This window comes from Halomicrobium sp. IBSBa (assembly GCF_017612575.1).
Taxonomy (GTDB): domain Archaea; phylum Halobacteriota; class Halobacteria; order Halobacteriales; family Haloarculaceae; genus Halomicrobium.
This window is the reverse complement of sequence record NZ_JADPQC010000001.1, coordinates 644,036-663,183: the sequence shown is the minus strand read 5'-3', so window position 1 is coordinate 663,183 and position 19,148 is coordinate 644,036. Positions and strand designations below refer to the sequence as shown.

The window sequence follows — 19,148 nt, the reverse complement described above, 5'->3', positions numbered from 1 at the left end:
GGTTCGTCTGTGTTGCCCGCTCCCACCGGAAGCGCGGCCTCTCGTAACAATCACAGTACAACTGCGGTGTCGGAACCGTCGTCGCCGGGCGATTCCGGAGACAAAAAGTATTTTACCGATAGTGTGCCAAAGAATACCATGCGCGAGGCAAGTCGGACGACGCGCCAGCGCATCGCCGACCGACTCCGGGCCGAGGCGCTCGCCGCGGGCGCGATCGCTCGAGAGTTCGAAATACGGACCAGCGACGCGCTCGATCACGTCGAACACATCGCTCGCTCGCTGGAGTCGACAGACGAGCAGTTGCTCGTCGCACCGCCGGCCTGCGAAGAGTGTGGATTCGACGATTTCGACGATCTGACCAACCGGCCCAGCAGGTGCCCCGAGTGCAAGAGCGAGGCGATCTCCGAGCCCGCCTATCGCATCGAGTGACCGGTTCCCGACGGCTTCAGTTCCCCGAGAAGCCGATCCGACTCCCCGAGGACAGGTCACCGTCGTCGGCCGGCCCCAGTCCGCCGAACTCGCAGCCGTCTTCGGTGAGGTAGACACCGCCGTCCGCGACGGTCACGTCGACCTCGCTGAGTGTCGCGCCCTCACAGGGACCGAAGTTACAGTAGCCCGTGTCGGTCTCGAAGGTCGCGCCGTGTTTCTCACAGACGAGTTCGGCACCCCGTAGCGTCGCCCCCGACCCCTTGTCGAGACGCACGTCTCGCCAGTGTGGGCAGTAGTTCTCGAAGGCGACGATGCCGTCGGACAGTCGCAGTAAGATCCCCTCGCTCCGTTCGCTCCCGTCGACGATGGTGAACAGCACGGTGCCGTCGTCGGGAACGGCCTCGGTGTCGACGATACGTCGGTCGGCGTCCATGCTCGTCTCTCCGTTGGGGGCAGGTCCGTTTCAACGCCCCGATTCTGTACGCCCCCTCTCCCAGCGACTGAAAAAGAGGATCTCCGTTTATATAACGGTGGTTCGAACTACGCCTATGTTCGTCCGAAGCTTCGTTCTCGGGGGTACGATCGCTTCAGCCGTCGCGTTGCACTCGTCGCTCGAAACGGTCCTGATGGACACGATTCTGGGTGTCGCCATCGCGATCGCGGTGTTCGTCCTCTACTACGCGCTCGTGTTGCGCCCAGCGCGGGACGGCCGCGGCCCGGATCCCTGACCTGCTGGCCCCATCGCACTCGCCCTTCGGTTCTCTTCGCGACCGGCTCTCTGCCGCTGTAACGTCCGTACGACGGGACACCTAGAGGTACGCGGCGTCCCAGCGCGTGGGCTTGCGGACGTTGCCGCAGTTGTCACACTCGATCCGTCCCATCGCGTCCATCGCGTTCGCGAGCGTGCTACAGTTCACACAGTAGTAGCCGTACAGATCGCTGTCCGCCTGGTCTCGGTACACCAGGTGGAAGGCGTCGACAGAGCCCTTCTCGGTCGCGTCGTGGTCGACGAACACGGTGGTACCGTCGGTCTCGATGAGCTCGCGACCGCTCGGACTGGTCTCGACGTAGCGTTGCTCGACGTAGGTTCGCCCGTCGATCTCGACGGTCTCCTCGCCGGCAGGCTCGAAACCCTTCGAGCGGTAGAACGCGTTTCCGTCGGCGTTGTCCGAGAGCACGCGTCCGTGGATCCGTTCGGCACCGAGCGATTCGAGTTCTGTCCTCGTCGCCTCGAACAGCTCCGAGGCGATGCCGTGACCTCGGTAAGCCGGATCGACGTGCAACCAGAGGAGCGTTCCGATCTCTGCGCCGGCCAGCGTACTTTCGGAGAAGCCGACGACCTGCTCGTCTTCGACGGCGACCAGCAACACGCGGCCGTCGTCGGACAGCGTCTCGTCGAGTCGGTCCTCGCCGTACCACTCCTCGATCGCGCTCGTGATCGCGTGCGGTCCGAGCGAGTACGACGCCTGTAACGACCGTCGGGCAACGTCGCGGATCGCGGGCTTGTCTGCGGACGCCGCTCTTCTGATCGACATACGTCCTCGTTCGGGCCCCGGCGGCATAAAAATTCAGACGAGCAACACTACTTCCGGGGAGTCGTGTGTTCTGGCCCGGCATTCTCCGTACAGTTCCCTAGAACTCCTAGAGGTGTGGGGCCGTGCTTTACTACTTTATTCTCTCCCGGAGAAACGCTTATTACTGTCCGAATGCCTGCCTTCTGTTGTTGGAGGTGTACGATACGGCAACAAAAGCACGAACGGTGACAGAAACCCATCGGCTCTGATCTGGCATTCGATGCTCCAGAGCGTACTTCTCGGTGACAGGTTCCGACTGCATCCAATACGTCGCTCAACCACGACCGCGGTCGAATCTGTCGCCCCTGTCTCTTTTCGTTTCGCGACGTGCTGACTGTGTGACAACCAACGATGAATATGGCGACGCCTCGACGACCCTCGATCAGACGTGCCGTGTCGTCCGACGACCACGATCGAGACACGCGTTCGTCTCTCGCTTCGCCCCGACCGACACGGAGAGTGCCACAGCAGCACCGCTGGAGCCTGCTCGCGGAGGTATTCGGGATCGTTTCGAGTCGTTGGAGGTGTCGTAACGCTAAAGAGTCGAACGGACCTTTTTGTACGTAAGATGAATAACGAACTGCGACGACGGAGGTGCTTCTGTGGGCGTCGAAATCCGTGAATCACCGGTTTCGGACGCCGAGTTCGAGGCGATGCGGGACTTCGTCCACGACTATCTCGCCGCGAGCGTCGAGAACGAAGAGGAAGGCGGCCGAATGCGGTGGTACCCGTGGCACTCCGCGGAGTATCGCTTCAACCACATCCTGAACGTCGTCGATCTCGCCGTCGAGATCGCACGCGAGGAAGGGGCGAACGTCGACGTGACTCGCGTGGCCGCGCTGTTTCACGACATCGCGAAGCTGGAGGCCGAGCAGGACGTCCACGCGGAGGTCGGCGCGACGATCGCCCGCGAGTACCTGCTGAGCCACGGCGACTATCCGGACTCGTTCGTCGAGCAGGTGTGTAGCGCCGTCCGCGATCACTCCTACCAGGACGATCTGACCGACCTCCCGCTGGAGACCCAGTGTCTCATCGAGGCCGACGTGCTCGACAAGGTCGGTGCCAACGGGACGGCGTTGATGCTCCTGCGGATGGGCTACGAGTCGCGTTCGCACATGGACGCCGCCGAGATGGTCGGCCGCGTGATCGAGCGCGGCGAGGACGCTCGCCAGCGCATCGAGAGCGAGACCGCGGAAGCGATCGTCCACCGCCGTCTCAAACGGGCTAGGTGGTTCCAGGAGTGGCTGGAGATGGAAGTCGCCGAGATGGACGACGACTCCCTCGTCGGCGACGTGGCGACCGGCGTCGGCAGCGACGACTAGAGCCGGCCCACGGCTTCGACGAGAAAGAGGCCACCGAAGCCCGCAAGCACGAGCGCCGAGAGCCACGCTACCGCCGGTGCGAGGCGTTCGACACGCTCTCGCGTCCCGACGAGCGCCGCGGGGAAGCTCGTGATCCACAGTACGATGCCCGCGAACAGCCCGACCAGCAGGACCGGGTGCCCGGTCTGGACGACGACCCGCTCTGCCAGCGACGGACCGACGACGGGAAGCGGTGCCAGCACATCCAGTCGGCCCGGCTCCAGCAGTCCGACGCCGACGGTCAGCCAGAACACCACCTGATAGGGGTTCGTCAGCGCCAGCAGGAACGCCTTCCAGAACCCGTTTCCGTCCCCCGGATCGTCGCCGACGAACGTCTGTGCGTCGTCGACTGCACCGACTGCGAAGTACAGCATCAACAGGCCGCCGACCGCGAGCATCGCCGTCTCTACGTCGGGGTTGTCGCGCACGACCGTCACCAGACCGACGATCGCGAGGCCCAGAAAGGCCAGATCGGCGATCATCGCGCCGAGACCGGCTCGGAAGCCGGCGTGCCACCCCCGGAGGACGCTCTCCTCGGCGATCACGGCGTTCATCGGTCCCGGCGGGGCCGCCAGCGCGAGTCCGAACACGACGCCGCCAAGCAGTGTCACGAACAGTTCCACGGGGGGCGTTGGTCCCTGTCCGGTGTAATCCTGTCGTTCGCGACCGTCGGCACTGCTGGACGGCTGAAAACGGGAGAGAGTGAGAGAGCAGTTACAGCTTGCCGGCCTTCTGCAGCTTCATCAGGTCCTCGGTGTCGAGAGTCTCGCCTTCCTTGAACTTCTGGTAGATCTCTTCGGCCTCCTCGCGGGCGGCCTCCTGCTTTTCCTCGCGAGCCGAGCGTTCCTCGGCTTCCTCTTTCTTGTCCAGTTCGCGCAGGCGCTTCTGGACGCGCACGAAGTCCTCGTGGTGCTGGTCGGCCGCTTCCTGGGCCTCCACGAACTTCTCGTGCATCTCGTCGGCCTCGTCACGGATGTCGTCGGCCTCACGATAGGCCTCGATCATCTCGTTGTGGTGCTTCTGGGCCTCGTCGGCGAGCTCGGTCACCTTCTGGTGGTGCTGGCTGGCCTCCGAGCGGACCTCCTCGGCTTCCTCTTTGAGGCCGTCGAGGTCCTCGGTCTGGTCGAGCTTCTCTTTCTTGCTGGCGAGCTTGTCGCGCTTCTCCTCGATTTTCTCGATGAGTTCGCGCTCGTCCTCGCTGGAGAGGACTTCCGTCTGCTGTTTGAATTCGAGGTCCTCGATCTCGGATTCGAGTTCCTCGATGGACTTGCCCTCGTCCAGCTCCATCTCGTTTTTGAGGTCCTCGACCTTGTCGAACAACTCGTTGGCCTCGGCGTTGAGCTCGTTGCGGCTCTCTTTGTGCTCCTGAACCTGCTCGTTGAGCTCGTCGCGCTTCTCGCGGTGTTCCTGGGCCTCGTCGACCTTCTCACGCGTCTTGGCGTTGAGGTCGTCCCGGTCGGACGCGCGCTCGGACGCCATCTGGTTGAGTTCGTTTCGTCGGTCTCGAAGCTGTCCCGCGAGCTTGATGAGCTCGCCTTTGGACTTGTTTTCGAGATCGTCTTCTGTGAGTTCTACGTTCTTCGATTGATCTATCGAATCTACCATTGTTGTTAATCCTCGATGCCATGTCCGCCACGACGCTGGGCAGTCGACTCCCTAACGATGATGGGCTGTCTCCGATAAGCAGGGTTCCCTGTCATGCTGGGCGTAACGCGATACTGCCTGAACGTCGAAGACGTTCTGGTAGCTACACATTCGGGTGGATGTGGTTTAAATATTCCGATGCACCAACTACCGTGGTTGCCGGTCACACGGCCCAGAACGGTGGTTGTGAGATATTCACACGGAACGCAGTTATCTTAAAGCGTGTACCGGTTCCGTGCGACCACGTCGTCGATCGCGACCGCGAGAGTCACGTCCGAACCGGCCGGCGGCGCGATCGTCGTCACCGTCTGGCGACCGTAGGCCTCGATCTCGACTTCGGTCTGTTCTCTCTCGCCGTCTACGTCCCACTCGACCGTCGCGAGACCGCCGGTCGGCCGGTCGTGGACCAGTACTACCTCGCTGTCGCCCGGCGTCGGATCGGCCAGCAGGACCTGTGTGGGTTCGTAGGCGCTCTGGAGTCGCTCGAAGGCGGCTTTGGGCGTCCCGTCCTCGGCGAGGACGCCCATGCCGGCCCCGTCGGCGTCGCGGAGCGTGTCGACGGCGAGTACGTCGGCGTCGCGTCGGCGGAGCGTCTCGGCGACGGTCCCGACGACGCTGGCCTGGGTCGCCTGGGAGTCGTCGACACCGCCGTCGACGCAGGCCGCGTGACGTTCCCCCTCGAAGTCGGTTGCTTCGTCGCCGTCCGCGAGGGCCCCGGCACCGAACGCCGCGACCACGGTGCCGAGCCCGTAGCGATCACAGAGCCACTCGGCGTCGCGGGGCTCCCCGAACGTCCAGCCGGGATACATCGTCGCCGCGTCGGGATCGACGCCCGCCGGCCCGACGACGGGGAACGTCGGGACCTCGGTGATGCTGTCGGCCACCTGCTCAGCGGGCGCACCGTCGTAGTCGGCACGCCACGCCCGCCAGCGGAACCGAACTCGGTCGAGCAGTCCCGAGCCCAGCCCGTCGGCGTAGTCTGCGACCGGCCCGTCGTGGACGCTGACCGCTGCGAGGCTCGGGTGTCGACGGCGCGACCACACGAGCCGCTCCAGCAGACTCGCGGCACGGTCGGCGTCGAATTTGCCGGGTCCGGTCAGCGGGAGGTCTTGCCAGACGAGCACGCCCTGCTCGTCACAGGCCTCGTACACCGCGGGCGAGAGCGCGTGGGCGTGGGCTCGAACGAGGTTCGCGTTCGCGTCGACCGTCCGCCGAACGTCTTCGACCGTTCCGTCGACGAGAGTGACGCCCCGCGCCGGGACGCGCTGTCCGTTGACGAGCAGTCCCGACTCGTCGTACGACACCGACCGCAGTCCAGTCTCGACCGTCCGCTCGTCGTCGGCCAGCTTCGCCCGGACGGCGTAGCGCGGCTGGCTCCCCACGTCGTGGGGCCACCACAGCGAGGGGTCCCGTACGTCGATCTCGTGGCCGATCGTGGCTCGGCCGGCGTCGGTGTCGACCCGCGCTCTGTTCATCATTCCCCCGCCCCGAACCTCACCGGTCGGTCGCAAGGAGAGTGTCAGCCGGTCGTCGAGCGGTTCGTCGGTGACGACCGTCGCCTCGACCGCGACCGAGGCCGCCTCCCCGTCGACGCGGGGCGCGACGTTCAACTCGGCGACGTACGGGTCCGGGTGGGTCTCGATGCGTGCGTCCCACCAGATGCCCGGTACGGACGAGGCGGTCGGAACGCGGTCGGTGTCGTAGATTCCGCCGAACCGATCGTCGGGACGGCGACACTCGACGACCAGTTCGTTGTCCTCGGTGACGGGCAAGGGCACTCGGAGTGGCTCGAAGTACGCGTCGTGTTCCGCGATCAGTTCACCGTCGAGCCACACGCGCGCGTGAGCGTACACGCCCTCGAGAACGAGGACGGCGTGTGCTTCCGTCGGATCTCGCGGGTCCTCGAACGTCGCCCGGTAGGCCACGGCCTCGGCGTCGACGAACTCGGTCGGTCGCCCAGGCACGTCGATCGGCTGCCAGGTCTCGGCTGACGGCGGATCTCCCCCCGGATCGACCGCCCCAGCGCTCCACTCCAGCGACATGCATCATCGGGCGTTCCCCGTGGGCATATCCTTTACCCTCGACCACCACTTTCACTTTCACTCCGGGGTTTCCGGACCTTAACGTGGGTGTCGGCCGAACGATCGACCATGATCGAGGAACTCACGACTGGTTCGGCCACCTGTGAGGCACCGGAATGCGACCGAGCGCTGCCGGAGGAACCAGCTATCGTCTTCGAGACGGCCGCCGGTCGCCAGTCGGCCTACGAGTGTGCCTGTGGTGCGGTGACGATCACCGTCTCCCGGCCCGAGTCGACTCGCTGAAGTGCGGGCGGCGGCAGGCGTCCGTATGGACGAAGTCGTTCACGCACACGGCCACGAGCACGTCAGCGCCGAACACGAGAGTACGCTGGAAGTGACCAGCGACGACTTCCTCACGCCCGCCGGGGACTGTATCCTCGGTATCGAGGCCGATCGGGTCCCGTCCGAGTTCGACCCCGACTTCGTCGCGGCCTGCCAGGACGGCGACGCGACGATCACGATGACGATCGAAGCCGGCGGGGACACCGACACTGTCACCGGCAGCGGCCACCCCGACCTGACCTTCGAGAGCGACCGGAGCCACGTCTGTCGGACCAGCGACTACGTCGACGACCGGACCGTGATGGTCGAGGCCGACGCCGCGGCAACCGACCTCGATCGGGGGCTCGTCGCTGCGCTCGCGGACGGTGCCGACGCGACGATCACGTTCGCCGTCGAGACGCCCTGACCGAACTAGAGAGCTTTTTTCGCGGCTGGCCCGAGACACGCCCACGAGTGCCGACCCCGAGCCGGCCAGGAACAGCAGCGGCGGGCCGGCGACTGGCGAGGTCGTCGATCCGAACGAAACAGCCGAGTGACGTGGCGACGAACTGTCCGCCTCAGACTTCGATCGCGTCGTCGATCCGAGCGAACTGGTCGTCGGACAGTTCGACGTCGATCGCGCCGAGATTCTCGTCGAGCTGGTCGACCGTGCGTGCGCCGACGATCGGGACGCAAGTGAACCGCTCGTGGTCCATCAGCCAGCGCAGCGAGACCTGTGCCGGGGTCGCGTCGGCCTCGTCGGCGACGGCCTGGACCTCGTCGAGCACGTCCCAGGCCTGTTCTGTCAGGTACCAGTCCTCGAAGTGGTCGTCGATGTCGCCGCGGGAACCGTCCGGGGCCTCGACCTCGCCGTCGCCGACGCGCTCGTACTTGCCGGTGAGGAAGCCGCCGTGGAGCGGCGAGTACGGACAGACCGCGAGGTCCTGATCGGCACACACGTCCAGGTACTCCGCCACCGGTTCGCGGTAGGTCGCAGAGTACTGGGGCTGGGTGACCGTGAAGGCCTCGTAGTTGTTCACGTCGGCCTCCCACAGCGCCTTCGTGAGCTTCCAGGCGTCACACGTCGAGATGCCGACGTAGTGGACTTTCCCCTGGCTGACGAGGTCGTCGAGCGCGCGCAGCGTGCGCTCTGGGGGCGTCCCGTCGTCGAAGCGGTGACAGTAGAGGATGTCGAGGTAGTCGGTGCCCAGCCGGTCGAGCGAGCCCTCGACCTCCGCTTTGACGTTCTTCTTCGAGAGGTTCTCCTGGAACCGAGAGACCTGCGACCAGTAGCACTTCGAGGCGACGACGAAGTCCTCCCGGTCCCGGTCTTCGAGCCACTCGCCGATCCAGGTCTCGCTGCGGCCCTGCCCGTAGCCGTTGGCGGTGTCGATGAAGTTCCCGCCCTGCGCTGCGAAGGCGTCGAGCAGCTCGTGGGCGTCCTCGCGATCGGTCTCGACGACGCCGCTGTCCTCGTGTTCCAGCCCGAACCGCCACGTCCCGAGACAGATCGGTGACACCTGCAACCCAGTCGAACCGAGTCGTGTGTACTCCATGTGTTGTGAACGATTTTCCACTCACATAAAAATCGTGGTCTGGCCGATCTGCGCAGGACGGACGGCACCCACTCACTTTCGAGAGCGACGGCTGTCGTTGCTCGTACTGCCAGCTGTGTGTCTGTGACGAACGGCCAAGCCGGAAAATACTGCTCGGGGCCTGCGCTCTCTCCTGTCGGGACCCGTCAGGAACCCAGGTGACTCCGCTGTTCGACCTCGGCGGCGACGTGGATGCCGTCGTCGAACTCTCGGCCCGCGACCGCGCGGGCGAACTCCTCGTGGTCAACGATCTCGATCGTGCGCGTGTAGACGGTGTAGTCCCAGGACTCGAAGCGCCCGCCCGCCGGGCCGAGCGTCTTCGACTGTGGCACGCGCAGGTGGTCCGGTGGCTGTGGGTGTGGGCCCTTGAGCTCGACACCCTTCCGTTCGGCCTGTTCTTTGATCTCGTCGACGACGCTGTCCAGACGCCGTCGATCTCCGCTCTCCAGTGTGAGTTTCGTCACGAAGGGCATCTCTGGTGTTTGTGTCGGCGAGCGTGCTCAAAAGGGCTCGCTTTCGGACCGGGCTATAGTAGCCATTGCAAGTCAATGCACACCCGATCGCACGACAGCAGTGCGATCGGTGTGTCAATCGTTTCAATTGTTACTTAGATCTCCGACAGCGACTCGTAGTCGGCCCAGCACTCACAGTCGAGGTCGTCGATCGAGGTCACTTCGTCCGGGAGGTCTGAGAGCGGCATCCAGTCGCTCTCCTGTTTCTCGCAGTCGTCGTCGTGAACCGAGAAGTCGTCGGCCGACATGTACGGCATACGTTTTTGCATACGAAACCACGATCAAAACAGTGTCGCATCACGGTCGGAGCCGTCGTCGCGAGGCCGTGGTGTGGGCCACCAGTCCGGTATGGCGATGGTGCGCACGGCCGGCCACAGGTGTACCCAGTTCCGACGTGGTGGTACGGTCGCGCCCGCCACGGATGTGGGTCTGCCCGTCGTCGCTCCGATATCCTCATAAGTAGGGCCGGTCTAAGCGTATCTAATGATCGAGGCCACGAGCGCGGGAGCCATCCTCTTTCGCGACACGCGTGGCCGGCGGGAGTACCTGCTGCTCAAGAGCAGACCCGGTGACTGGGAGTTCCCCAAGGGCGGGGTCGAAGGCGACGAGGAGCTACAACAGACCGCCATCCGCGAAGTGAAAGAGGAAGCCGGAATCGGCGATTTTCGGCTGTTAGATGGCTTTCGCGAAGACTACGACTACGTCTTCGAGGCGAACGGCAACACCATCCACAAGACGGTGCATCTGTTCGTCGCGAAGTCCTACGAAGCATCGGCAGAGCTGTCCAACGAACACCGCGACCTGCAGTGGCGCGACTACGAGCAGGCGATCAACACCGTCACGCAGGACGGCCCTCGTGAGATCCTCGAACAGGCTCACGAGTTCCTCGACGAGAAGCTGGAAGAGGAGTAGTTCGGTCGAGCTGTCAGACCGCTGCTCTTCGGGTGTGATGAATTTCGCGACCCCGTGGTCGCGAACATCTCGAAACAGTTCCAGCCGACGCTCTCAGGCTCGTTTGATGACGACCGTGTTAGCGGCGATGTCGCCGAGCCGCTGCTCGTCGTCGGTCGCGAAGATGAGGATCGCACCCAGCAGGTACAGCGTAGGGAGCGCGTCGACGATCCGCAGCAGGTTTCGGATGATCGATTCGGACCAGCCGATCTGTGAGCCGTCGTCGCGGGTGACGACGAGCCCCAGGACGTACTTACCCAGCGTGTAGCCATAGACCGCTTCGAAGACGAAGAAGTACCCGACGACCAGTACGAGGCTCAACAGCTGGAGGATCGCCATGAGTCCGAACACCGCTCCGCCGTCGGAGCCGAATCCGAGGATGAACATCGGGGCAACGACGAGAAATCCCGCCACGAAACCGACGAGGAGACTGTCGAGTAACAGTGCCAGGAATCGCGAGCCGATGCCAGCCTTCCGGTTCAGGTCGCCACTTGGATGCTTTTGCATACAGTTTGAGTGTACCCCATTTCAGGATAAAACTTCGTGATCTATCCCCGTTAGATGCGTACTACGGGTCGACCCTGCTGGTCGGTTCCACCAGCGAGCCACTTATATCGGCTCGGGAGCCACGTCCGGCCGTGGCCGACTCCGAGTTCGCCTTCGAACTGCGCGTCTGCCAGTGGGCCGAGCGAGCGTGGCCGCCAGACGGCGACCGCGACAGCCCCGTTCTCGTCGCTCGGCAACTGGGGACGAAGCGACGCCGCTGGGACACGATCGTCGTCGAGTGCGATCGCGCGGGACTCCGTCGGCGGGCCGCCTTCGGCCGTCAGCGACTCGATTCGGACCTCCGTCACGTCCTCGGACACGCGCCCGCCGAGTGGACGTACTACCGGGACGCGCTGCCCCATCCCGGCTACCCCTGGCGGTACGTCCGCGAGGCGATTCACACGGCCGCCGACCGCGGCGTTCTGGACCGTCGCAAGCGGGGCAACCGGATCGAGATTCGACGCAAGTACGACTATCCCGACTGGATCGAGCGGATCGTCGCCATCGAGAACAAGCCCGATCTGGACGCCAGCGCGGCCCGTAGGCTCGCGCCCCAGATCGAACGAGACGTGGCGCTGGGGCTGGCCGACGAGGTGTGGGTCGCGACCGAGCGGACCGACGAGCGAGTCGAGCCGATCCTGCTGGAGGATCTCCCCGCGGCGGCCGGCGTCCTGACGGTCGATCCGTCGACGATCGAGGCCGACGTGGCGTGGTACCCTCAGTCTCTCGCGGTCTCGGAGCCGGGCACGCGCATCGAGGAGCGACCCGACGACGACCTGAGCGCCGCGCGCTTCGAGTACGTCGACCCCGAGTGGAAAGTCGAGAAGCGGCGTTCGATCGCGGAACGCGCCTACGAACGGGGCTGGCGGGCCTATGCGGACTCGCTCCGACCGGACTGTCGGCACTTCCAGCTCCGGACGGAGGGCGACAGCGTCGTGCCGTACTGTGAAGCGAAGGAACGAGTGCCGACGCCGTCGACGTGTCGAGCGGCCTGTCGGGACTGTGAGCCAGAACCGCCCACCTGGCGGACCGGTGGGTGGCCCATCGACGGCGGACCCGGCGCGGGAATCAGACGCCTGCTCGACGACCAGCGACGGCGGCACCGGCCCGGCCTCGACGACGACACTGCGTGAATTATATATATTCTCGTCGATCTTCACCGGATCGACCGCGACGGTATGCGGTCGACCGGGCAAACGGCGACGAGAATCCGTATCAATCGTCGAGCTGTGCCACGTCGATCTGGTCGCGTCCGACGGCCAGCCGGAAGGTCGGCACGGTCTTCTGGACGGTCTCGACGATCCCCTTGTCCGCGAGCGACCGCAGCGCGGATCGAACGTCGTCCACCTCGGGATCGTGGCCCGCCTCGCGCAGGTCGTGGAGGACCGAGACGACGCTCTGGCTCTCGTCGTCGGGACCGGCCAGACAGTCGATCACCGCCTGCTGTAACTCGGTGACCGTCACTTGCTGGCCGTCTGCCGGGTCGCCGCCGACGACCTCGACGGCCTCCGGCGTGGCACAGATGAGGCTGCTCTCGTCGCGGTAGTAGTACTCCTTGAGCTCGTTTTCGAGGTACTGGTGGACCTCGCTCCCGCTGTCCATCCCCCACCGGTCCTGTAGATCCGCGTTCTTCGTGGGCTGGAGCTCGACGATGTCGGCGAGTCGGTCGCGAGCCTCCTCGGAAAGTGCCATCGGTAGCCTGTACGACCACCACCATACTTGGTGGTTCTGGACTCTCGCCAGTCGTCGGCTGGGCGTCGCAGTGGCGGGTCCCACCGAACGACGTGGCAGACGTGTGCCGTGACCCGTCGCCGGTCTCGGAGAGGGAAGCGTTTTATCGGTCGGTCGGTGATCAACGAGACGATGCCGACGATCGAGTGCGACGAGACGAAGGCTCGCGAACGCCTCGAAGCGGCGGGCGTGACCGTCGAGGCGGGCAACACCGACCACGAGGAGTGGCGGGCGAGCTACGGTGGTGGGACGGCGGTCGCCTACGACGGGAAAGTCGTCGTCCAGGGCGGTGACACGGCCCAGCTGGAGGGGCTCCTTCGCGAACACGGCGGGCGGGTCCACGCGTACTTCGACGGGGCCTCGCGCGGGAATCCCGGCCCCGCCGCGGTCGGCTGGGTGCTCGTGACCGACGACGGAATCGTCGCTGACGGTGGCGAGCGGATCGGCACCGCGACGAACAACCAGGCCGAGTACCGGGCGCTACTTCGCGTGCTCGAAGTCGCACGCGATCACGGATTCGACGAGATCCGTCTCCGCGGCGACTCGGAGTTGATCGTCAAGCAGGTCCGTGGGGAGTGGAACACGAACGATCCCGAACTCCGAGAGCACCGCGTCGACGCCCGCGAGCGACTGCTGGCCTTCGACGAGTGGTCGATCGAACACGTACCGAGAGAGATTAACGCACGCGCAGACGAACTGGCCAACGAGGCACTCGACGATGCCTGAACACGACGATTCGACGACGGATTCGGCGCTGCCGACGGACGTGGTCGACGAGGCCGAGCGACTCACTCGACTGGCCAGAGACGCCGTCGACGACGCGGAAGCCCGGGCCTACCGCGACGAGCGCGACGAACTGCTCGCCGAGTACGAGTACACCGCTCGGGTCCGCGAAGACGACGCCCGAGACGTGCTCGTCTGTCACCCGCGCGAGTGGGTCTCCGACGGACAGATCCACCCGGACCGGATCGACGACGTCGACCGTGGGATCGAACGGCCGCTGTCTGGCCCCGGCGAGGGGAGCGACTGGGCAGTGGTGGCCGAACACAACGACGAACTCGTCGCAGCGGTCGCCGACGCCGACGGCGAGGTCCACGCAGCGAACGCCCGCGCGCTGGCAGACTTCGCGAGCAACCACTACGCGAAACCGATCGAGGACCTCACGCGGGCAGAGCTCGTCGAGTTTCGCGACGACTACTTCGAGCGCAACGTCTGGCCCGACGACCGACAGGCGTCGCTGTTGGACGAGTCACTTCGTCGCACCTTCGAAAAAATGGACGTGCCGTACCCACTCGGCAGCGATCACCCCGAGTGACTCGGGGCGATCGTGTTTCTTACTCGTGCTGCTGGACGAGGTCCCGGAGTTCTTCGGCGCGCGATTCCTCGGTGACGAACTTCCCGAAGACCCACGAAAGCTGGTCGAGCACAGCTTCCTTCCCCGCCTCGGTCAGTCCGTACTGGTTCGTTCGCTTGTCGAGTTCGCTCTTCTCGACGAGGCCGAGTTCGACGAGGTCGTCGAGGTTCGGGTACAGACGCCCGTGGTTGACTTCGTCGTCGTAGTAGGTCTCTAGCTCTCGCTTGATGGCCAGCCCGTAGCGTGGCTCTTCGGAGAGGATGACGAGAATGTTCTGCTGGAACGCCGTCAATTCACTTGCGATGCCGGGTGTGTCAGTTTTCGTTTGTGCCTCTGACATGGTTAGCTGAATGTCATCAAGCTATTTAACACTTGTTAACTCGCTCGCAGGTCGGCGCGTTACCGAGAGACTGCGCCGTGGTGCTCTCTGCGCCAGTGTATCGAAAATATTCCAAATAACGGGTGTTGTTATCACCCGCGAATATCACCGGCGGCGAAATACCCGTCGTCTTGCGCTTCCTCTCGATAGTCGTAGTTGATTACGAAAGTACTTTTTGGACGCCCGTCGCAGTCGCCGATGATGACGAACCTCTGGGAAGACCTCGAAACCGGTCCGAACCCGCCAGAAGAGATCTACGCGGTCGTCGAGTGCCTGAAAGGCGAGCGCAACAAGTACGAGTACGACAAGGACGTTCCCGGCGTCGTCCTCGACCGAGTGCTGCACAGCAACGTCCACTACCCCTCGGACTACGGCTTCATCCCGCAGTCGTACTACGACGACGAGGACCCCTTCGACGTGCTCGTCCTCGTCGAGGACCAGACGTTCCCCGGCTGTATCATCGAGGCCCGACCCGTCGCCCTGATGAAGATGGACGACGACGGCGAGCAAGACGACAAGGTCATCGCCGTCCCGAGCGAGGATCCCCGCTACGATCACATCGAGGACCTCGACGACATCCCACAGCAGCAACTCGACGAGATCGACGAGTTCTTCGCGACCTACAAGAACCTCGAAGCGGGCAAGGAAGTCGAGACGCTGGGCTGGGAGGACAAGCAGGCCGCCTACGACGCGATCGAACACGCCCAGGAGCTGTACGACGAGCAGATCGCGTAAGCGAGCCGCGTCGCCGTTCGACTCCGCCATTTTTGCGTGGTGTCACGATCCGTCCACCCAGCTATCGCTGAGGGCATCGAGCAGACACGGCGCTTGCATGTTCTGGAGTAATAGCGGTCCGTATTGCCGATTAATTATGATTATGGGTAATTACTTGGGTTTCGGAGGCGAACTGTCTCCTGTGATGGCCACGAAACAGACAGTCGGTATGAACCACCTGACGGTCGTTCCGGCGAACTTCGATCGCGACGACTCCTCGTCGGCGGACGACGACCACGCCGAGCCCGAGCAGTGATTGCCGCTTCCGGTGACGCACACCCGACTCGGCCGCGAAAAGAAGCTTCTTGTCCCCGAACGATGAACGAGGTGACATGGGCCTGTTCGACCGTATTCGCGGCGACGACGGACCCCGAGTCGCCTTCTTCGGCGTCGACGGGGTACCGCACAGTTTGATCGCGGACCACTACGACGAGTTCGAGAACCTCGCGGCGATCGCCGAGGACGGCACCGCTGGACCGATCGACAGCATCGTCCCACCGGAGTCAAGCGCGTGCTGGCCGGCGCTGACGACCGGCGTCAACCCCGGCGAGACCGGCGTCTACGGCTTTCAGGATCGAGAGATCGGTTCCTACGACACCTACGTTCCCATGGGCCGCGACGTGCAGGCGACACGCCTGTGGGACCGCGTCGCGGACGACGGCGGCGACGCGACGGTGCTGAACGTCCCCGTCACGTTCCCGCCCCAGCGCAACGTCCAGCGGATGGTCTCCGGATTCCTCTCGCCGGGCGTCGACGACGCCGCCTATCCCGACGAACTCGGCGACTACCTCGACGACAACGACTACCGCATCGACGTCAACGCCAAGCTCGGCCACAGCGAGGACAAAGAAGAGTTCATCGAGGACGCACACGAGACCCTGGACCGGCGCTTCGAAGCGTTCAAACACTACATCGAACAGGACGACTGGGACCTCTTTTTCGGCGTCTTCATGACCACCGACCGGGTGAACCACTTCCTGTTCAAACACTACGAGGAAGACGGCGAGTACAAAGAGGAGTTCCTGGAGTTCTATCGCAAGGTCGACGACTACCTGGGACAGCTCCGTGACCTGCTGGCCGACAACGTCACGATGGTCGTCGCCTCCGACCACGGCTTCACCAGTCTCGACTACGAGGTCCACCTCAACGAGTGGCTCCAGGAAGAGGGGTGGCTCACCTACGAGGACGACGACCACGAGACGCTCGGCGACATCGACGAGTCGACGAAGGCGTACTCCCTGATCCCCGGTCGCTTCTACATCAACCTCGAAGGCCGCGAGCCGCGTGGCTCCGTGCCCGAAGACGAGTACGAGGCCGTCCGCGACGAACTCCAGGAGAAACTGGAGAACCTGACCGGTCCCGACGGCAACCCCGTCGCAGACCGCGTCGTCACCAAGGAACAGGCCTACCGCGGCGACCACGACGAGATCGCGCCCGACCTGACTGTCGTCCCGAACCACGGCTTCGACCTCAAGGCCGGCTTCAAGGGCTCGGACGACGTCTTCGGCGTCGGCCCGCGCAACGGCATGCACAGCTTCGACAACGCGACGCTGTTCGTCGACGACCCGGACGCCCGGATCAACGACGCCGACCTCTACGACATCGCGCCGACGATCCTGGACCTGATGGACGTGGACTTCGACCGGACGGAGTTCGACGGCACCAGTCTGGTGTAGGCTGGAGCATGTAGTCGTTCGAAAGGCGCGCCGCACATCTCTCACCGCTCGCGCGAAAAGACGGGACTCACATCAGGTCGTCGAGCCCGTCGTTTTCGAGGCCTTCCATCGGATCGATCTCCTTGTTCTTCTCTTGCTCGGCCTCGCGTGCGCGGTCCATGAACTCTTGGACGCGCTCGGAGCGCTCGACGCCGCCGAGGACGACCAGCGACGCGAGTTTCTCGCTGTCGATGGGGAAGTCGCCGCCCCGAACTTCGAGGCTGCCGGTCTCCTCTTCCATCCACTTGCGGGCGCGTTCGACGCCCTTTCGCGAGATCCGCTCGGGGTGGCCGGCGATCACGAGGAGGCCACGCTCCGCGTCGATCGCGTCCGGGAGGCTCATGCTCGTCAGGAGGGCGTTTCGGGTGACACTGGTGATCGTGTTGACGTTCTCGCCGGGGTCCTCGCTGGACTCGGCGGCGGCGTAGCCCACGGAGGCGATGCCGCCGCCCTTGAGCGTGTTGATGATCTCCGAGGAGTCGACGACGCTCTCGCCGACGCCTTCGACGGCCTCTCCGGAGGCAAAGAGGAGACCGATCCGCTGGGCGATGGCGTCGTTGATGCGTTCGAAGCCGGCTTCGAGGCTGTCGCCAGAGGCCTTCCAGCCGTCGTTGTCGATGAGGATGAGCGAGTCGGCCTCACGGGCACAGGTCTTGACCGAACGACCGGCGTTTGCCTGGTACAATCCGCCTTCGTCTCGACCGGGGAGAACGCCGAGGACGTAGACGGGGATGTTGTAGATGCGCTGGAGTTCGCGCGTGAGCATCGGTGCGCCGCCCGATCCCGTCCCGCCGCCGAGGCCGGCGACCACGACGATCGCTTCGGCTTCGGTGGTGAGTCGCCCGTCGAGGTTGTCCATCACCTCGGTGGCGCTCTCTTGCATGATCTCCGCGCCGAGCTCGTTGTCGCCGCCGACGCCGTGACCTTTGACCCTATCCTGGCCGATCAGCTGCGTGTCGATGTCGAGTTCGCTCAGATCCGGACGGGCCGTGTTGACCGCCAGTGCCCCCTTGACGGCGTCGAAGCCCATGTCGTAGTCGAACTCTGCGAGTGCCTGCGTAATCTTCCCCCCGGCTTGACCGACACCAATCAGGACGACCTTCATACTGTAGGACTGAACAGGACGACTAATCAACGTTACCCCGTTCCGAGGGTTCAAATGCGATGACAGGACCACCGACGGCCATGCCAGACCGAGAACGGCTGGACCGGCGACTGCGGGCGGTCGAACGGACGCTGACGGGCGACGACCACGATCTCGACGCCCTCCAGCAACGAGGCGATCTCGCCCGCCGGGTCGAGGAACTGGAGGAGCAACTCGACAGCGCCCAGCGACGGATCGACGAACTCGAAGCCGCGACGCAGGCGCTCCGTGGCTACGTGGGTAACGTCCGGTCGGTCAACGAGGACGTCGAGCAGCGGGCCGACGCCGCGGTGGCCGCGGTGGATCGACTCGAAGCGCGACTCGCCGACGGCACGGACGATCGCCGTCCGGACAGCGCGCCACAGTCGGCCGATCGCGCCGACGCCGCTCCGGAGCGCCACCGCCGAGAACCCGTGTCGACGGAGACAGCCAGCGGGACACGGCGACCAGCTCACTCGTCGAGGCCTGACCGGAGCGACCAGCCCGTCTCCGGAACGACGGGTGACGGCCGAAGCGTTGTCGGCCCGATCGACGGAGCCACTGGAGCCGACGGCACCGACAGCGTCGACGGCAGCGACAGCGGGGACGAGAGCGGTGTCCTCGCCAGACTCCGATCGCGTCTGTGATCTATCGCGTCGTGCTGGCAGTCGTGCTCGCGACCGCGCTCGTCGCCGCGACGCTCGGCCCGATCGACGACGCGCGTCGACAGCGCGCCTCGGCGACGGTCTCGGACCAGGCGAGCGATCTCGAACGCGCCGCCGACACGCTCCTCGAAACGGACGACCCGATCGCCGGGCCGGGTGCGCGCCGCGTCGTGACGCTCCGCGTTCCGCCCCGGACCTGGACCAGTGGCGGCGTCGAGCGCGTCTCGCTCCGTCCTTCGACCGACCAGACGCCGGCACGGCTCTCCTGGCTCCTCACGGGCGGACAACCCCGAACGCGACAGCTCCTCGGTGTCCCGCTGAGAACAGCCGACGGTAGTCCCGTCGTGCTCCGGCGCAGTGGTCCCCACCGACTCGTCATCTCCCTCGACGGGCGGCCGGGTGTGCCGGTGCTCACCGTCCGACGGTTGAAGTGAGATGAGGGGGCCACCGCCG

The 19,148-nt window shown here is 64.9% G+C and carries 25 protein-coding genes; 13 read left to right on the top strand and 12 right to left on the bottom strand.

Annotation, left to right across the window (positions count from 1 at the left end; genetic code table 11):
- Window positions 1–138 precede the first annotated feature (138 nt).
- Complete coding sequence (locus tag IL252_RS03490) at window positions 139–429, top strand: transcriptional regulator (protein ID WP_015764032.1); 291 nt, start codon at window positions 139–141, stop codon at window positions 427–429.
- 16 nt (window positions 430–445) lie between these two features.
- Here the strand turns inward: IL252_RS03490 and IL252_RS03485 are convergent, their stop codons facing one another.
- A complete protein-coding gene (locus IL252_RS03485) occupies window positions 446–862 on the bottom strand; it encodes a Rieske (2Fe-2S) protein (protein WP_153554004.1) in 417 nt (138 codons plus the stop codon).
- A gap of 115 nt (window positions 863–977) precedes the next feature.
- Between IL252_RS03485 and IL252_RS03480 the strand changes: the two genes are divergently transcribed.
- Window positions 978–1,157, top strand: a complete 180-nt coding sequence (locus IL252_RS03480) for a hypothetical protein (protein WP_208626704.1) — start codon at window positions 978–980, stop codon at window positions 1,155–1,157.
- An 81-nt stretch (window positions 1,158–1,238) separates the two neighbouring features.
- On the opposite strand, the gene IL252_RS03475 is transcribed toward IL252_RS03480, so the two are convergent.
- On the bottom strand, window positions 1,239–1,964 hold the full coding sequence (locus IL252_RS03475) for a GNAT family N-acetyltransferase (protein WP_208626702.1): 726 nt from the start codon (window positions 1,962–1,964) through the stop codon (window positions 1,239–1,241).
- Window positions 1,965–2,605: 641 nt separating this feature from the next.
- On the opposite strand from IL252_RS03475, the gene IL252_RS03470 reads away from it, so the two are divergent.
- Entirely contained in the window at window positions 2,606–3,325 is a 720-nt protein-coding gene (locus tag IL252_RS03470) for an HD domain-containing protein (RefSeq protein WP_208626701.1), read from the top strand.
- Here IL252_RS03470 and IL252_RS03465 read toward each other — a convergent pair.
- The 3 genes from IL252_RS03465 to IL252_RS03455 form a co-directional block, all read right to left on the bottom strand.
- On the bottom strand, window positions 3,322–3,987 hold the full coding sequence (locus IL252_RS03465) for a LysE family translocator (protein WP_279634268.1): 666 nt from the start codon (window positions 3,985–3,987) through the stop codon (window positions 3,322–3,324). The two genes, IL252_RS03470 and IL252_RS03465, sit on opposite strands and share 4 nt — an antisense overlap.
- 91 nt (window positions 3,988–4,078) lie before the next feature.
- Window positions 4,079–4,969 carry a coiled-coil protein gene (locus IL252_RS03460; protein ID WP_153554008.1) on the bottom strand — a complete coding sequence of 297 codons (891 nt, stop codon included), beginning with the start codon at window positions 4,967–4,969 and terminating at the stop codon, window positions 4,079–4,081.
- Between the two features lie 254 nt (window positions 4,970–5,223).
- A complete protein-coding gene (locus tag IL252_RS03455; protein ID WP_208626699.1) occupies window positions 5,224–7,050 on the bottom strand; it encodes a hydrolase in 1,827 nt (608 codons plus the stop codon).
- A gap of 108 nt (window positions 7,051–7,158) precedes the next feature.
- Here IL252_RS03455 and IL252_RS03450 point away from each other — a divergent pair, with 108 nt between their 5' ends.
- Window positions 7,159–7,332, top strand: a complete 174-nt coding sequence (locus IL252_RS03450; RefSeq protein ID WP_170095060.1) for a hypothetical protein — start codon at window positions 7,159–7,161, stop codon at window positions 7,330–7,332.
- A 25-nt stretch (window positions 7,333–7,357) separates the two neighbouring features.
- Window positions 7,358–7,777 (top strand): DUF371 domain-containing protein, encoded by a 420-nt coding sequence (locus IL252_RS03445; RefSeq protein ID WP_208626697.1) that lies wholly within the window; start codon window positions 7,358–7,360, stop codon window positions 7,775–7,777.
- 151 nt (window positions 7,778–7,928) lie between these two features.
- Here the strand turns inward: IL252_RS03445 and IL252_RS03440 are convergent, their stop codons facing one another.
- From IL252_RS03440 to IL252_RS03430, 3 genes are all read right to left on the bottom strand, one after another.
- Entirely contained in the window at window positions 7,929–8,906 is a 978-nt protein-coding gene (locus tag IL252_RS03440; RefSeq protein ID WP_208626695.1) for an aldo/keto reductase, read from the bottom strand.
- A 185-nt stretch (window positions 8,907–9,091) separates the two neighbouring features.
- Window positions 9,092–9,418, bottom strand: coding sequence for an uS10/mL48 family ribosomal protein (locus tag IL252_RS03435; protein ID WP_153554012.1), 327 nt, complete (start codon window positions 9,416–9,418; stop codon window positions 9,092–9,094).
- Between the two features lie 134 nt (window positions 9,419–9,552).
- Window positions 9,553–9,714, bottom strand: a complete 162-nt coding sequence (locus IL252_RS03430) for a hypothetical protein (protein WP_164731970.1) — start codon at window positions 9,712–9,714, stop codon at window positions 9,553–9,555.
- Between the two features lie 226 nt (window positions 9,715–9,940).
- On the opposite strand from IL252_RS03430, the gene IL252_RS03425 reads away from it, so the two are divergent.
- Window positions 9,941–10,369 carry a bis(5'-nucleosyl)-tetraphosphatase gene (locus IL252_RS03425; RefSeq protein WP_153554013.1) on the top strand — a complete coding sequence of 143 codons (429 nt, stop codon included), beginning with the start codon at window positions 9,941–9,943 and terminating at the stop codon, window positions 10,367–10,369.
- Between the two features lie 93 nt (window positions 10,370–10,462).
- On the opposite strand, the gene IL252_RS03420 is transcribed toward IL252_RS03425, so the two are convergent.
- A complete protein-coding gene (locus IL252_RS03420) occupies window positions 10,463–10,915 on the bottom strand; it encodes an RDD family protein (protein ID WP_208626693.1) in 453 nt (150 codons plus the stop codon).
- 131 nt (window positions 10,916–11,046) lie between these two features.
- Here IL252_RS03420 and IL252_RS03415 point away from each other — a divergent pair, with 131 nt between their 5' ends.
- The gene (locus tag IL252_RS03415) at window positions 11,047–12,087 is read left to right on the top strand and encodes a DUF5787 family protein (protein ID WP_208626691.1); all 1,041 of its coding nucleotides are present in this window, start codon (window positions 11,047–11,049) and stop codon (window positions 12,085–12,087) included.
- Between the two features lie 82 nt (window positions 12,088–12,169).
- Here IL252_RS03415 and IL252_RS03410 read toward each other — a convergent pair whose 3' ends face one another.
- Complete coding sequence (locus IL252_RS03410; protein WP_208626690.1) at window positions 12,170–12,646, bottom strand: DUF5797 family protein; 477 nt, start codon at window positions 12,644–12,646, stop codon at window positions 12,170–12,172.
- 171 nt (window positions 12,647–12,817) lie between these two features.
- Here IL252_RS03410 and rnhA point away from each other — a divergent pair, with 171 nt between their 5' ends.
- Complete coding sequence (gene rnhA / locus IL252_RS03405) at window positions 12,818–13,411, top strand: ribonuclease HI (protein WP_170095055.1); 594 nt, start codon at window positions 12,818–12,820, stop codon at window positions 13,409–13,411.
- Complete coding sequence (locus IL252_RS03400) at window positions 13,404–14,000, top strand: rnhA operon protein (protein ID WP_208626688.1); 597 nt, start codon at window positions 13,404–13,406, stop codon at window positions 13,998–14,000. The genes rnhA and IL252_RS03400 overlap by 8 nt, the downstream gene beginning before the upstream one ends.
- 19 nt (window positions 14,001–14,019) lie before the next feature.
- Here IL252_RS03400 and IL252_RS03395 read toward each other — a convergent pair whose 3' ends face one another.
- Window positions 14,020–14,379, bottom strand: a complete 360-nt coding sequence (locus IL252_RS03395) for a PadR family transcriptional regulator (RefSeq protein WP_153554019.1) — start codon at window positions 14,377–14,379, stop codon at window positions 14,020–14,022.
- A 240-nt stretch (window positions 14,380–14,619) separates the two neighbouring features.
- Between IL252_RS03395 and IL252_RS03390 the strand changes: the two genes are divergently transcribed.
- Window positions 14,620–15,153, top strand: coding sequence for an inorganic diphosphatase (locus tag IL252_RS03390; RefSeq protein WP_018258046.1), 534 nt, complete (start codon window positions 14,620–14,622; stop codon window positions 15,151–15,153).
- Between the two features lie 371 nt (window positions 15,154–15,524).
- Window positions 15,525–16,868 (top strand): alkaline phosphatase family protein, encoded by a 1,344-nt coding sequence (locus IL252_RS03385; protein WP_208626686.1) that lies wholly within the window; start codon window positions 15,525–15,527, stop codon window positions 16,866–16,868.
- Between the two features lie 67 nt (window positions 16,869–16,935).
- On the opposite strand, the gene IL252_RS03380 is transcribed toward IL252_RS03385, so the two are convergent.
- Window positions 16,936–18,012, bottom strand: coding sequence for a tubulin/FtsZ family protein (locus IL252_RS03380; protein WP_208626685.1), 1,077 nt, complete (start codon window positions 18,010–18,012; stop codon window positions 16,936–16,938).
- Between the two features lie 80 nt (window positions 18,013–18,092).
- Between IL252_RS03380 and IL252_RS03375 the strand changes: the two genes are divergently transcribed.
- Both IL252_RS03375 and IL252_RS03370 read left to right on the top strand, forming a co-directional pair.
- Window positions 18,093–18,677, top strand: a complete 585-nt coding sequence (locus IL252_RS03375) for a hypothetical protein (RefSeq protein WP_208626683.1) — start codon at window positions 18,093–18,095, stop codon at window positions 18,675–18,677.
- Window positions 18,674–19,129: an ABC transporter gene (locus IL252_RS03370; RefSeq protein WP_208626681.1), complete on the top strand. Its 456-nt coding sequence runs from the start codon at window positions 18,674–18,676 to the stop codon at window positions 19,127–19,129. The genes IL252_RS03375 and IL252_RS03370 overlap by 4 nt, the downstream gene beginning before the upstream one ends.
- The last annotated feature ends 19 nt before the right edge of the window (window positions 19,130–19,148 follow it).